Source organism: Natronosalvus sp. KLKA75 (assembly GCF_059736265.1).
Map to the genome: position 1 here is coordinate 914,879 of NZ_CM185522.1, position 14,020 is coordinate 928,898.

14 protein-coding genes are annotated in these 14,020 nt (G+C 62.0%); 8 read left to right on the forward strand and 6 right to left on the reverse strand.

The genetic code is table 11. The features are described from left to right. Nucleotides 1-344: 344 nt before the first annotated feature. The gene (locus tag AC6I65_RS04395) at nucleotides 345-1,883 is read right to left on the reverse strand and encodes an HTTM domain-containing protein (protein ID WP_497902847.1); all 1,539 of its coding nucleotides are present in this window, start codon (nucleotides 1,881-1,883) and stop codon (nucleotides 345-347) included. A 223-nt stretch (nucleotides 1,884-2,106) separates the two neighbouring features. Here AC6I65_RS04395 and AC6I65_RS04400 point away from each other — a divergent pair, with 223 nt between their 5' ends. Then, a complete protein-coding gene (locus AC6I65_RS04400) occupies nucleotides 2,107-2,541 on the forward strand; it encodes a thiol-disulfide oxidoreductase DCC family protein (protein WP_497902848.1) in 435 nt (144 codons plus the stop codon). 27 nt (nucleotides 2,542-2,568) lie between these two features. Here the strand turns inward: AC6I65_RS04400 and grxC are convergent, their stop codons facing one another. Then, complete coding sequence (gene grxC, locus AC6I65_RS04405; RefSeq protein WP_497902849.1) at nucleotides 2,569-3,933, reverse strand: glutaredoxin 3; 1,365 nt, start codon at nucleotides 3,931-3,933, stop codon at nucleotides 2,569-2,571. A 24-nt stretch (nucleotides 3,934-3,957) separates the two neighbouring features. Further along, a complete protein-coding gene (locus tag AC6I65_RS04410; protein ID WP_497902850.1) occupies nucleotides 3,958-5,322 on the reverse strand; it encodes a DUF389 domain-containing protein in 1,365 nt (454 codons plus the stop codon). A gap of 138 nt (nucleotides 5,323-5,460) precedes the next feature. On the opposite strand from AC6I65_RS04410, the gene AC6I65_RS04415 reads away from it, so the two are divergent. The 6 genes from AC6I65_RS04415 (at nucleotide 5,461) to AC6I65_RS04440 (ending at nucleotide 10,654) form a co-directional block, all read left to right on the forward strand. Next, nucleotides 5,461-6,726, forward strand: a complete 1,266-nt coding sequence (locus AC6I65_RS04415) for an RNA-guided endonuclease InsQ/TnpB family protein (RefSeq protein ID WP_497902851.1) — start codon at nucleotides 5,461-5,463, stop codon at nucleotides 6,724-6,726. Nucleotides 6,727-6,808: 82 nt separating this feature from the next. Continuing rightward, complete coding sequence (locus AC6I65_RS04420; RefSeq protein WP_497902852.1) at nucleotides 6,809-7,093, forward strand: DUF357 domain-containing protein; 285 nt, start codon at nucleotides 6,809-6,811, stop codon at nucleotides 7,091-7,093. A gap of 206 nt (nucleotides 7,094-7,299) precedes the next feature. Further along, nucleotides 7,300-8,265, forward strand: coding sequence for a transcription initiation factor IIB (locus AC6I65_RS04425; protein ID WP_254159799.1), 966 nt, complete (start codon nucleotides 7,300-7,302; stop codon nucleotides 8,263-8,265). Nucleotides 8,266-8,445: 180 nt separating this feature from the next. Next, nucleotides 8,446-9,699 carry an RNA-guided endonuclease InsQ/TnpB family protein gene (locus AC6I65_RS04430; protein ID WP_497902853.1) on the forward strand — a complete coding sequence of 418 codons (1,254 nt, stop codon included), beginning with the start codon at nucleotides 8,446-8,448 and terminating at the stop codon, nucleotides 9,697-9,699. Between the two features lie 58 nt (nucleotides 9,700-9,757). Next, the gene (locus tag AC6I65_RS04435) at nucleotides 9,758-9,937 is read left to right on the forward strand and encodes a DUF7836 family putative zinc-binding protein (protein ID WP_253433364.1); all 180 of its coding nucleotides are present in this window, start codon (nucleotides 9,758-9,760) and stop codon (nucleotides 9,935-9,937) included. Between the two features lie 480 nt (nucleotides 9,938-10,417). Then, the gene (locus AC6I65_RS04440; protein WP_253438168.1) at nucleotides 10,418-10,654 is read left to right on the forward strand and encodes a UPF0058 family protein; all 237 of its coding nucleotides are present in this window, start codon (nucleotides 10,418-10,420) and stop codon (nucleotides 10,652-10,654) included. Nucleotides 10,655-10,907: 253 nt separating this feature from the next. Here the strand turns inward: AC6I65_RS04440 and AC6I65_RS04445 are convergent, their stop codons facing one another. Beyond that, nucleotides 10,908-11,429, reverse strand: a complete 522-nt coding sequence (locus AC6I65_RS04445; RefSeq protein WP_497902854.1) for a DUF555 domain-containing protein — start codon at nucleotides 11,427-11,429, stop codon at nucleotides 10,908-10,910. 152 nt (nucleotides 11,430-11,581) lie between these two features. On the opposite strand from AC6I65_RS04445, the gene AC6I65_RS04450 reads away from it, so the two are divergent. Further along, nucleotides 11,582-12,493 carry a DNA-3-methyladenine glycosylase family protein gene (locus AC6I65_RS04450; protein WP_497902855.1) on the forward strand — a complete coding sequence of 304 codons (912 nt, stop codon included), beginning with the start codon at nucleotides 11,582-11,584 and terminating at the stop codon, nucleotides 12,491-12,493. Nucleotides 12,494-12,666: 173 nt separating this feature from the next. On the opposite strand, the gene AC6I65_RS04455 is transcribed toward AC6I65_RS04450, so the two are convergent. Then, nucleotides 12,667-13,200, reverse strand: a complete 534-nt coding sequence (locus AC6I65_RS04455) for an Rrf2 family transcriptional regulator (protein ID WP_497902856.1) — start codon at nucleotides 13,198-13,200, stop codon at nucleotides 12,667-12,669. Between the two features lie 122 nt (nucleotides 13,201-13,322). After that, nucleotides 13,323-14,012 carry a metal-dependent transcriptional regulator gene (locus AC6I65_RS04460; RefSeq protein ID WP_497902857.1) on the reverse strand — a complete coding sequence of 230 codons (690 nt, stop codon included), beginning with the start codon at nucleotides 14,010-14,012 and terminating at the stop codon, nucleotides 13,323-13,325. Nucleotides 14,013-14,020 lie beyond the last annotated feature (8 nt).

The window sequence follows — 14,020 nt, forward strand, 5'->3', positions numbered from 1 at the left end:
GTAGACGGCGTTTTTCGTCGCTGTTCCTCTCCCGTTCTCGGCCTCGCCCCTTCTGGACGTACCCGGCTCATCGTAGTCGGCTCATCGTAGCCGGCTCACCGCTCGCGATTCACGGCATCGCTATTCTGCGGTACTTCGTACTCGAGTCTTTCTCGAGGCCAATTCGTCGAGTCGGACGACGGGCACCCGTAGTCGGGCCCGACAGATCCAGGTGCGAGTCGGTTAGACAGCCACGGATTGCTCGAGGCACGTACAGTCCAAAAACGTGTACAGACGGCGTTCGAACTCGACCGAAAACGCTCGGATTCAACGGCCTCCGACCGTCGACTCCGTAACTGAACGTCTTAGCTGGACTCCTGGATGAACTCACCCGAACAGTCGTACTCGATGAGTTCGAATCGGGCGATATCCGGCTCTTCTCCCCGCTCGGCGCGGTCCGTTAGTCCGTAGATGGTGACGGTCTCGAGCTGGGTGTCGTGTTCGTCGTTCCAGCGATGACAGAGGTAGTTCGCCGTGTAAGAGCGGTGATTCTCGTTGCCGGCGTAGCGCATGTTGCTGAGGTACTTCCGCCACCGCGCCCCGTCGTAGGTCGCGTCGACGCTCGGCGGCCGATCCCAGTCGACTTCCTCGCCGTGCATGGCGTCGACCTCCGACCCGTCCTCGAGTTCGCCGGGGACGACGAACCACTTGGCATTCGAGGTGGGGTTCGGTGCGAACATCCGCCAGCTCTGGTCAATCATCGCAGTGTCGATGACCTCCTCTGCAGGGTCGGGAACCTCGGTGTAGTCGACGGCCTCGGCGTTGGCGAAGAGGACCAGGAGCAAGAGCAGCGCCGGAATGACCGAGAAGAACGCACCACGACTGCGCTCGAGGACACTCGAGCGCGACGGCATCGGGACGTCCACTGCAGGAAATCGCGGAACGACCGCCTGCAGTCGTGCTACTCGCGCTCGGAGCGGCGCCGCGATGCCAACGTGGGCGGCAAGGGCGGTCGCGTGGTCCCATATCACCGGTGGATAGAACAGAAGTAAGCCGGCGATGACGATCAGCGGAAACAGGCCGATGCGAAGCGTGACGAGCATGCCGAGGTGCATGCCGACGAACAGCGTCGCGAGCAGAGCACGGCGGTAGCCCGTGAGTGCGATCAGGAGCGGCGAGAGCACGATTAGTGCGACCCAAACGTACGAAAACAGTTGCAACAGGAAGACCTGGTCCGCGAGAACGTTGCCGAGCAAGATCGTAAACTGATCGGCCTGGAAGATACGAACGAGCGCTTCCCCTTCCATCCACACGTCGCTCCGCCACTTGTGGATAGCGTTGGTGAAGTACATCAAGAACACCTGTAAGAGCACGGCCATCGTCGCCTCGCTGGCAATCGTCGAACGTTCCCGATCGATTCGCCTGGCGTCGATCGACCACCGTTCGCCAAGGGGGAGAAAGATCCCCCACAGCAACAGCAGGCGCAAGAGGATGTCGCCGCCGTTCGTTACCATTGGGTTTCGAACGTGCAGTGAGACGAGCAAGAGCCAGGAGACGATCGTTGCGAGTCGAGTTCGGTACCCGAGGACCATCGCGAGCGCGAACGCGCCCGCGATACCGAACAGGAGCGCCTGGAACCAGGCGTCTCCAGAAATCGCGTGTATCGAGTATACGTCGCCGTAATCCGAGTGCAACGCCTCGAGCGGGAGGACCCCCTTGTCGGTGTGAAACGCGTGGAAATCGCGAGCGCGGTTCAGCAGGTCGAGGATGATCAACAGCCCGAGAGCGATTCGAAACGCGGCGAGCGCCCGGAGATCGATCTCGAACCGTCGCTGGAGGGCGGTGGCGAACCGATCCATGGCGGCTGACAGCCGGTCCAGAGTGGAGGTGGATTGCGAGGACATCGTTTGGGTCGACCGTTTCCGAGGTGTCACGCGCAATGACGCATAAGTTTGTTGTCTCCTTTGTCGCTCAGTTTCGATCGACGTGGACTCGTGAAACTTTCTGACGTATACTCGAACAGCAGGTCCTTGTACCCGCGAATCCGCGAAAATCTCGAGCTGAGACCATCGACCCCAATCACCGCCATCGGAACGCTGAACTGCACCCCAGCGAAAGGTCCGACCAATGAGCGTCGACCTCGAGGTTCCCGCAGATGCCCCCATTCTCCTCTTCGACGGCGTCTGCAACCTGTGTAACGGCTTCGTCCAGTTCGTCGTGCCCCGCGATACGGAAGAGCAGTTCTACTTCGCGTCCCTCCAGTCCGACGTGGGCAAAGCGCTGTGTGCCGAACACGGTCTCCCGACCGACGAACTCGAGTCGGTCGTCCTGATCGAGGGCGAGGACAGTTACGTCAAGTCGGGGGCGATCATTCGCACGGCGAGACATCTCGGCGGGATCTACGCCTTGCTGTCGCCGTTTCGGTTCGTCCCACGCCCGGTTCGGGACTGGGCGTACGACTTCGTCGCGACCCGGCGCTATCGCTGGTTCGGGAAGAAAGAGCAGTGTATGATGCCGACGGGGGACGTACAGTCGCGGTTCCTCGAGCGAACCGACTCCTGACTGGAGTCAGGTATCAGCCGACAGTCGTCAGTCGTCGGCCGCAGGAACTTCCTCGCTCTCTTCGAGCACAACCTCTTCGCGCTCTCGCTCGAGGTCCTCTAAGTACTCGTCGGCGTCGATGGCGGCCTTCGAGCCCATGCTCGCGGCGGTGACGGCCTGCTGGTAGTGGTAGTCGACGACGTCGCCAGCACCGAAGATGCCGGGGACGGCGGTTTCGGTCTGGCCGCCGCCGTCGCCACCTTTCGTCTTGAGGTAGCCTTCGTCGTCGGTCTCGATGCCCAGTCCCTCGAGGTAGTCGGTGTTGGGCGTGTGGCCGATGGCGAAGAAGACGGCGCCGACGTCGAAGTCGAACTCCTCGGTTTCGGGGTCGTCGAGGCGGTCGGTCGGGTGCCCCTTCTCGTTGCGGACGAGGGTGACGTGATCGACGCCCGCCTCCTGGGAGCCGTGAATCTCGATCAGTTCGGTGTTCTTCATAATCTCGATGTTGCCGTCCTCGACGTGCTCGTGGACCCGGTCGATCCAGTAGTCCTCGGCGCGGAACTCCTCGCGGCGGTGGGCCAAGTAGACCGTGTCGGCGAACTTCGTGAGGAACGAGGCTTCCTCCATGGCCGCGTCGCCGCCGCCGACGACGAGCATGTCCTCGTCCCGGAAGAACGCGCCGTCGCAGGTCGCACACGTCGAGAGCCCGTAGCCCATGAGTTCGTCTTCACCGGGGATACCGAGGGTGCGGGCGCTGGCGCCGGAGGCGACGATGACGGCGTCGGCGGTGTAGCGGTCGCCGTTGGTGAGGTCGACGCAGAAGGAGTCCTCGGTGGCCTCCTCCACGACCGACGGATCCTCGAGGCGCTCGACGTTTTCGACGATGCCGTTTTTCAATTCGGCGCCGAACTGCCGGGCCTGTTCCTTCATGTTGTTCACGAGTTCCGGGCCGCTGATCCCCTCGGGGAAGCCGGGGTAGTTCGCCACGTCGGTCGTCAGGGTGAGCTGGCCGCCGGGTTCGTCGCCCTCGATGACCAGGGGCTCGTTGTTCGACCGACCAGCGTAAATGGCCGCTGTCAGGCCGGCGATACCCGTTCCGGCGATGAGCAGGCGACGGTGCTCGATGACCTCGCAGTCGTCGTTGCGGGCGATCCCGAGCAGCTCGTCGAGTTCGCCGGTCTCGTCGAGCGCGCTGGTCTCGTCCCAGCCGCCGATCAGTTCGTCGTCGATAAACACCTCGGGCGCGGTCTTGCGACCCTCGGCGCGGTCGACCATCTCCTCGAACAGGTCCTCGTCACCCGTGACGTTGTACGTCTCGAAGGCGACCCCTTTGGCGTCGAGGAGGTCCTTCGCCTTCTCGCAGTACGAGCAGTTCTCTTTGGTGTAGATTTCGACTCGAGGGGCGTCGCTCATGTATCCGTACTACGCACAGGCGACCTAAACGCCTTGCGTTCCTGGCATTCCGCGGTCGGTCATCGGCCGGTTCACCGAGTCGAACCGAGCCTCACCACGGTCCGTTCCGGTGTCCCGGTCGACGTACTCGACGGTCACCTCAATCTGGCGGCCCGTCCGATCCTCGAGGGCGTCCTCGAGGGTAGAGACGAGGTCCGGATAGGCGACGCCGTCGGGGCGACGAACCACGGCGGTCACCTCGTACGACGTGGCCAGGTCGCCCCCGACGAACTCCGTTCGGAGGTCGACGAGTTCGAGACGGTCGTACTCGGGATTGTCGAGGACGGTCCGGATCTCCTCATTGACGTCGTTCTCGAAGGAGACGTGATGGAAGAGGACGCCGCCAGCGAGCAGGCAGACCAGCGAGAGGACGAGCACGGCGGGAACGATTGCGCCGAGGCGGTCGCGGGTCAGGTTCCGGCCCAGGTCACCCGGTACCCAGTCGGCGGGCCGGTAGCCGAGATACCAGAAGACGGCGAGGCCGGAGAGGACGATAGACGCGGCGTTGATCGTCAGCAGGACGAACGCTCCGGCCGCGACCAGGGGCGCGTTCCAGGCCAGGCCGATGCCGACGGCTGCCGCAGCGGGGATGAGCGCCGCGGCGATCATGACGCCGACGAGCGAGACGGGCAGGGCGGTCGCCAGACCGAACGCGCCCGCAGCACCGGCGCAGATGCCGATGATCAGCGAGAGGAGGTCGGGCGAGATGCGGGTGCTCACCTGGTGGATAGCGGTAATCTCGATCGTCGAGGGGACGATGGCACCGGAGCGAAGGAGCCAGGCGAACGCGAACGCCCCGGCCATCGCGGCCACCAACCCGCCGACGAGCGAGGAGATGCCGTCGACGATCATGCCGCGGTCGTTGAGCACCATCCCGACAGTGCCGGTCAGCGCGGCACTCACCTGCGGGGCAATGACCATCGACCCCACGACGATGGCCGGCGAGTCGAGCAGGAGACCGGCCGTCGCCACGACCGCGCTCAGGAGCGTCATCGCGTAGTAGGTGAGGCGGTTCGGCGTCATGTTCAGCGCCCGCGTCCGAATCTCCTCGTAGAAGATGCTGTCGTCGGACTCACTCCCGCTGACGAAGCGCTCCTCGAGGGACTCGAGGCCCGGCGTCCGTGCCGTCTCGATCGAACTGACGACGATGAAGTCGTCGTCGACGCCCGCCTCCTCGAGCGTCTCGAGGACCTCCTCGACGGCCTGGGTCGGCAACGGAAACTGGACGATGACGCTGTTTTCCCCGTCGGTGTTCTCCCGGAGGGTCACGTAGTCGATCCCTTCGGTGTCGAGCGCGAACAGCACGTCGTCCCGGACGGCGGAGGGGACGAGCGCCTGTATCAGTCGCATCGTCGGCGATACCACGGCCCCCTAGTTACGTCTTTATCAGCGGACACGGCGAATACCCCGAGGCTTTTCCTCGAGGACGAAACCGACACGCAGGGATACAAACCATTAAGGAAACATATAACTAATCAAGAGATAGCGATGGAATACAGTCACCGCTACCACGCCTACCCGACACAAGAGGTAGCGGAGCGACTGGAACGCCATCTCACCATTCATCGCCAGCTCTACAACCATGTCCGCTGGGACTACGAACACAGTCCTGGAAGCGACAAGCCGAGTGAGTACGACCAAAACAATAAGCTTCCTGAGTGGAAACGCAAGTGGTTGGTGTTTAGTGAACTACACTCGAAGGCCGCACAAGCCACAGTCGCTCGTTTCCACCGCAACCTCTCGAACCTTTACAAGAAGAAAGAGAAAGGATACAAAGTCGGTCGGCTCAAACGGCAAGCACCCACCGACTACCGGAGCGTCACGTACAACCAGTCTGGTTTCGACCTTGATGAAAAGAGGGGCCAAGACAGGTATGCTTACGTCCGCTTCAGCAAAATTGGTTGGGTCAAAATCCGATACCACCGCCCGATTCCCGACCGCGCCACGGTCAAAGAAGTCACGTTCAAGAAAGAGACGACAGGCGAGTGGTTCATCTCCTTCGGACTCGAAACCGATGACGAACACGTTCCCGAAAAACCTGCGCTGGACTCCTTGGATGCGAGCAACAGCGTCGGTATTGACCTCGGCATCCTCAACTACATCCACACGTCTGACGGCAAGACTGTGGATTGGCTGGACCTCGAAAACGAGTACGAGTGTCTTCACTGCGAGCAACGCAAACTCTCGCGGAAGGAGAACGGATCGAACAACTACGAGAAACAACGGAGAAAAGTTGCAAAGGTCAAGCGCCACATCAAGCGGAAGGTACTGGACTACCAGCACAAACTCACAACGTGGCTAGTCCGCGAATACGATGCCGTGTTTGTGGAAGACCTCAATGTAGCTGGGATGCTTCAGAACGACGGGAACGCCCGGACCAAGCAGGATGCGGCGTGGCGACAGTTCATCACGCTCCTCGAATACAAGGCAGACTTGTACGGTTGTCACGTCGCTCAAGTAGAGGCCCGAGGCACGACCAAAGAGTGTGCATCGTGTGGTGTGGAGACAGCAAAACCCATCTGGGTGCGTGAACACTCTTGCCCGTCGTGCGAATTCGAGACAGACAGGGACGCGAACGCGGCAATGAACGTTTTGCAGAGAGGCTTTTCTGAACTAGGGCTGGGATGGCCCGAAGACACGCCCGTGGAGACTGTGACCGCTACGGACACGCCTGACTTTCAACGTGTGTCTGCAAGTCACGTCATAGAAACGGGAAGCCTCGGGGTCAAGTCCCGAGGCGATTCACCGACCTGACAGTCGCTGTGAACGGACCGTCCGCACTCGATGACGGTGGCGATGACGATGCGTTTACGACCGTTCCCGTCGACCACTGCGTATGCCTGCTGATCTCGAGGAGAAGACCGATCGCTACGGCACCCTCCTGGCGGAGGCGCTCGAGGCGGCGACCGTCGCGCCGCCGGAGGGAACCCCGATGGCCGAGGCTGCCGCGGAGTGTTTCGAGATGGCTCGATCCTATCTCGAGGACGGCCGTCACTTCCGGGAGGAAGACGACCTGGTGAACGCGCTTGCGGCCTTCTCCTACGGACACGCCTGGCTCGATGCCGGGGCTCGGATCGGCCTGTTCGACGTGCCGACCGAGGGACATCTCTTTACCGTCTGACGGTACCGGCGGTCTCCCGTCCGAACGCCCGATACGCAACGAACGATCATGTACTAACCGAAACGTACATAACTGCTCGCATGACTCTTTATAAAGAAGGCAAAAGCTTTATATGCCTTTCGCCCTTACCGTATGTTAGCTGGAGCGTCCGGGTTTTCTTCTGGTACCCCCCACCCGGGAGCTCTGAGTAACTGAGTCGATACACCATGACAGATACGACAATTCGAACCTACAGTGGCGAGACACAGCGGGAACAGGAGCCGCGAGCCAGCGAGGACGAGCAGTGCCCCGAGTGCGGTGGCCGACTGGTCTCGGACAGCGAACACGCCGAGACGGTGTGTTCGGAGTGTGGCCTGGTCGTCGAGGAAGACGAGATCGACCGCGGGCCCGAGTGGCGCGCGTTCGACTCCGCCGAGAAGGACAAGAAGTCCCGCGTCGGCGCGCCGACGACGAAGATGATGCACGACCAGGGCCTGTCGACCAACATCGGCTGGCAGGACAAGGACGCCTACGGGCGCTCGCTCTCGAGCCGACAGCGCCAGAAGATGCAGCGCCTGCGCACCTGGAACGAGCGCTTCCGCACCCGCGACAGCAAGGAGCGGAATCTCAAGCAGGCTCTCGGCGAGATCGACCGCATGGCTAGCGCGCTCGGCCTCCCGGAGAACGTCCGGGAGACCGCCAGCGTGATCTACCGGCGAGCGCTCGACGAGGACCTGCTCCCGGGACGCTCGATCGAGGGCGTCGCCACCTCGGCGCTGTACGCCGCCGCACGACAGGCCGGGACGCCGCGCAGCCTCGACGAGATCGCCGCCGTCAGCCGCGTTGACCGGATGGAGCTGACCCGGACCTACCGCTACATCGTCCGCCAGCTCAACCTCGAGATCAAGCCGGCCGACCCCGAGAGCTACGTCCCGCGGTTCATCAGCGACCTGGACCTCTCGGACGAGACCGAGCGTCGGGCACGCGACCTGCTCGAGTCGGCTCGCAAGGAGGGCGTCCACAGCGGCAAGTCGCCGGTCGGCCTCGCGGCCGCGTCGGTGTACGCCGCCGCCTTGCTGACCAACGAGAAGGTCACCCAGAACGATGTCAGCGAGGTCGCGAGCATCTCCGAAGTCACCATTCGAAACCGGTACAAGGAGTTGCTCGAGGCCAGCGACACGATGACGGTATAGAGTCGGTCGACGACCGTATCTGCAGTCTCGGTGTCGATCGACTCGTCGTTTCAACTAAATGGTAACGCGGAGTCCCCTTCCTCGAGCACGAGTGAAACGAGCGGTAGGGAGGGGAAGGGCGCGTTCGTATCGCTGGGCATTTCAGAGACCTATAAATAGCCACGGGAATACATTGAATATGTGGCAGACGACTACGTGCGTCGGACGGCAATCACCCGCCTCTCGGTAGACAGTGAGCAACGCAACTTGCTCGAAGACACCATCTCCGAGTGGAAACGGGGGTGCCAAATCGCCACGGACCTCGCGTGGGGACATTGCAACACCAAGAGCGACGTGCAACCCCTCGCCTACGATTCTGTGCGCAAAGATACCGACCTCGGGAGTCAGCACGCGATTCTCGCCACCCACCAAGCCGCACAAGCCATCACCGGCTGTATCGAACGCCGGTCGAAAGGCAAGAAGGTCAGCAAGCCGACGTTCACCGCGCCGACCGTAACGTACGATACGCGGACGATGACGGTGTTTGATGACGATACCGTCTCCCTCTCCACGACGGAGAGTCGGGTTCGGTGTCCGCTTGCCCTCCCCGACGCTGACGATGGCTACCAGCGGCAGTATCTCGACTCGGACGAATGGTGCGTCACGGAGAGTACGCTCACCGCCCGAGACGGCAAGTTTTTCTTGCATATCGGCTTCCGCCGACCCAAGAACGATACTGAGCGGAACACCGCCGAGGACGGAACGGTTCTCGGGGTTGACCTCGGTATCGAAAACCTCGCCGTCACCAGCACCGCCTCCTTCTTCAGCGGGCGGAAGTTGACCCACGACCTCCGCGAATTCGAGAAGGTACGTGCCGGACTCCAACAGACCGGCACCCGAAGCGCCCACCGAACGCTCGAACAGTCGAGCAGTCGAGAGCTTCGATACGTCCGCGACGTACTCCACCGGGCATCCAACGCGATCGTGGACGAAGCCCTCCGCTACGACTGTGACGTAATCGTGTTCGAGAACCTGACCCATATCCGCGACCGAACCGGGGCATCGTGGGGTCACAAGTGGGCGTTCCGAACGCTCTACGAATACGTCGAGTACAAAGCCGAATCGGTCGGCATCTCGGTGAAGCAAGTCAGGTCGGCGTACACGTCGAAGCGGTGTGCCGAGTGTGGATTCACGGCAGACGAGAATCGCCCGTCGCGCAACAACTTCCGGTGCGTGAAGTGCGGGTCGGAAGCGAACGCGGACTACAACGCGGCGAAGAACATTGGATTACGGTACGTCCGTCGAGGCCAACAGTCGTCTCGGCGGACGGGCGACAGTCAACTCGCCCTAAAGTCTGGAACGGTGACGCCGAAGCGCGGATTTACCGCCTACCCTGATGGGTTCGAGGCCGAGTTCACGGACAAGCCCCACCCTCGACACGTCGAAGGCGTGTAGGGTGAGGTAGTTGACTTGCGCGGTAACGTTTTTGACGGTGGGTGTGTATTGCCATAGCATGGTCGAAACGACCGTCCAACTCGTCTGCCCTGAATGTGTCAAAGAATGGCAACTTACGCCGACGGAATTGCCCGACTCCACCTCGATGTTTCATTGTCCTAATTGCCACGCCTCCCGGCGAATGGCCGAATTTACCCGGACGGACCGCGATCTGCGAACGTTGAAACAACTCGGGTAACGGCGGCGGCCCGGTCGTGGATCCTTTATTGAGCGCACCTGTGCAGAGCGCCGCGTCTCGAAGGGGTGAACGAGGGCTCGATGCTCGAGTTCGAGTTCGATCCTGATGGTCGATCGATCGGAACGCATTCGAGAGGCGATTTTCGGCTCCAGTCACCGATCGGTTTGCTCGCTACAACTCAATGCCAGCGAGCGACACGTTCAGTTGTTCGTGTCGATTTCTACGCCCCGACCGTCGACCAGTTTCGGCCGCGCAACCGAAGTCGATCCCTGTCCCCGGGAAACCTCGTTGGATTCCGTCAGAAATCACAGATTACGTCGTTCAAATCCTCGTTAAGCCGATCCTTCCGAGGGGTTTTTGAGAAGCGATTTCCCCTCGAGATGGTCTCGAACGGCGAAATTTCGTTCAATCGTCACCTGGAGCGTGTTAACGAGACTCAAGATAATAATATAACCCTGCAGTGGGTATGATTGCATGGTTATGAAGAAACAAGAGCTCATTCACCTTCACGGCCTTCTTGCCGAAGTATCGAACCACTGTGCTAACTGGGAGGACTGTTCGGTTTCGCTCGACGAGTACGAGTCTCTTGGGATTCGACCGACATCGATCCACAAATCGAAAACCGATCACAAAGCTGCTGTTTTTGCGCTGGCTGGGGGAATTACGCAACCGATGCGAGAGGGGGAGGCGGAAGCCGTCGCAGCCACGGCCGACTGAGTTTCCTGCGATACCCTAGTCCACGACACTGCCAACTGGAAAGGCTGGCTCTCTCTGACGTTTGATTTCGACTTCGACTTCAAATCTACGCACTTCGTCTCGCTTCGTGTTCCACTTCACGAATCCGTTCTTGGGTCCCGGATCCGTTCGTCGACTGCTCTCGTGCGATAGACTGTGGTGCTTTTATTTGAGGTAAACGCTGGCTCCGTACTTGCGCGACGATTGGTCGACTACCGCTTCTGATTCGAAATCGTCACTCGAGTAAATCTTCGAATTCGGGGAGGACGTCGTCGTCCGACTCGGAGCTCTGATCGTCAGCCTCGTCTCCGCTGCGAGCCTCGTCTTCGTCGTCTCGAGCCGACTCGTCGGTTGACGTTTCGTTGTCGCTATCGTTGTCCGTGTCGCTGTCGTCGTCGTCGTCCTCGTCCTCATCCTCATCGTCCTCGAGCACCTCGACCGAAAGCACCTCCAGCGGGATGTTCTCGAGTCGCTGGCCGATCTCTTTGCGGGCGATGCGGGAGGCGTGTTCCTCGCGTTCGACGTTGAAAACGGTCATCTCGAGCTCGAGGGCGACGAGGGCCTCGTCGGCGGCGATGAACGCGGGCGGCAGTTCCTCGCCGCCGGGGGAGGTGCGCTCGCCCATGTTGATCTCGACGTAGTTCAGGTCAGGGTTCAGCATCTCGCCAGTTTTCGAGATGGCGATACGGATTGCCTCGTCTTCCGTCTCGACGTCGAACACCGGCACGGCAGCTTCGACGACAACCCTGCAGTGCATAGTGAGCTATTGTATCGCATTCGGTATGAAGGTTCGCCCGTAGTGGGCCACAGGCGTTGTCTCGCTCTCGCTCGTACTCTCGTACCGGATTTTCGAACCAGGCCAAAATCAGAAGGCCCATACCCGCACCCACGAAGGCCACGACCAGAGCGATGGCGACAGCCACTGTCAGCGACACAATTGCCGTCGAAGCCCTCTCGGGCGGCTTCGACCTGTACCTCACCCTCGAGAGCGGCCAGAGCTACCTCTGGACGCGAAGCGACGGCGAGATGTACACGGACCGTCGAGCGCCCAAGGCGTGGTACCAAACCGTCGTCGACGACGTTCCGATCCGGGTGCGCCAGCCCGACGGCCCCGGCGGCGACCTCGAGTGGCAATCGACGACCGATGCCGACCCGCTCGTCCGCGAGCTGTTGCGCCTCGAGGACGACCTCGAGGCGATCGCCGCGGACGCGCCCGACGATCCGCTGATTCGAGCGGCATACGCGGCCCACGACGGGATGCGACTGGTCGACGACCCACCCTTCGGGACGTTGATCTCGTTCATCTGCTCGGCGCAGATGCGCGTCGGGCGGATCCACGGCATGGCCTCGACGCTCGCGAGGGAGTACGGCGACGCCTACGCGCTCGGTGGCGAGACCGTCTACGCCTTCCCGACGCCCGAACAGCTCGCGACCGCCACCGAAGCCGACCTCCGGGACCTGCGCCTGGGGTATCGCGCCCCCTACGTCCAGCGCACGGCCGAGATGGTCGCGAACGGCGAGGCCCGCCCCGAGGACGCCCGCGACCTCGAGTACGAGGCCGCCCGCGAGCACCTCACGCGGTTCGTCGGTGTCGGCGACAAGGTGGCCGACTGCGTCCTGCTCTTCTCGCTGGGGTTCGACGAGGCCGTGCCCCTCGACACGTGGATCAGGAGCGCAATCGCGGAGTACTACCCCGATTGCGACCAGGGATCGTACGGCGAGACGTCTCGAGCGATCCGCGAGCGACTCGGCGGTCAGTACGCCGGGTACGCCCAGACGTACCTCTTCCACCACCTGCGAACGGGTGCCGTCGACGCGTAGGCGGTTCGCGAGAACTTCGGCCCGCGTCCAGTTCGACCCCCCGAGCTGGCGATTACGCTCGACACAAGCGGTAGTGCTGTCTCTCGAGGTGCTGACGAGTGTCCGAACGTGATGCGAGAGTACGAACGTGGCTCGAGAGTCCCAGTACGAGTCGATAGACGAGGCGTCGACCGTCAGTGGGCCGACTCTTCTGCCGGCGCGACCATATCCTCGATCCGCAGAATCAGGATGTTGTTCGTGTCGTCTTTCCCATCGAGTACTCCCTCGATGACCAGTTTCGATAGCGGCGTCGGCCCGACGGTGACGCTGTCGCCCTCGTGGATGTCGCCGGTCGAGCCCTGGACGTGGATCTCGGCCCGGCAGAGTTCCGGGTGGTGGACGCTCGAGAGGTCGATTTCCTCGACGATCATGCCCTCGACCGGGGTACCCTCGTGGGTGAGTGGGACGGCCGCTGGCTCGTCCATCTGCTGGATCTCGAGAGCCTCGAAGGCGGCCGCGGTCGGCTTGTAACCGCCTTTGGGGCCGGGTACGCCCTCGACCAGCTGAAGGGCCTTCAGGCTCTGCATCTGGTTGCGGATGGTTCCCGGGTTGCGGTCGACTTGCTCGGCGATGTCCTCACCTTTGATCGCATCTTCGTCCTCGGAGTGAAGATTGGTGAGCGCGCGCAAAATTTTCTTTTGGCTCGGGGTAAGCTCGATTGATGACATGGTGAATCCTTGGTAATTGATTTGCTTAAAGCCGATGGTCAGGTACGGTTTCGATCGCTATCTCATATTCTTCACAACCGTAGTAATCAATTCCGCTTCCTGTTCGTCGGTTCGTCGACGGATTACGACCGGGCGTCCACCGGCGTCGCGACGCGAACGTGACGGGCCACCTCTTGTGGGAGCGAGACCTGGGTTTCGGTATCCGCTGACTCGAGCGGCCGCGCGGTCACCATCCCGAAGGGGGCGACCTCGACGATCTCGAGTTCGACGCCGGGCTCGACGCCGTGGTCGGCCAGGTACGAGAGAATCTCGGGGTCGTGATCGGCGACCTCGCGGACGACGACGCGGTCGCCCGCTTCGAACGCTGAGATGGCATCGCCGGTCGGCGTCTCTGGCGCCTCGAGGTCGGCGCTCGGGATGGGGGCGCCGTGGGGGTCGACGTCGGGGTCGTCGAGTGCGGCGGCGACCCTGGCCTCGAAGTCTTCGCTGATGTGGTGCTCGAGGCGGTCGGCCTCCGCGTGGACCTCCGACCAGTCGTAGTCGAGGTGCTCGGTCAGGTAAGCCTCGAGCAGACGGTGGTGACGGATCACCTCGAGGGCGACGGTCTCGCCCTCCGGGGTGAGGACCACCCCACGGTACTTCTCGCGGTCGACGAGACCGCGCTCCTCGAGTTTCGAGAGCATGCTGGTGACGGTCGGCGAGGTGACCTTGAGCGCCTCGGCGATGGCGGAGGTCTTGACCCGCTCGTCGCGTCCCTCCTGGAGCTGGTAGATCGCCTTGAGGTAGTCTTCCATGACGTCACTCAGCATCATCGTCCGAA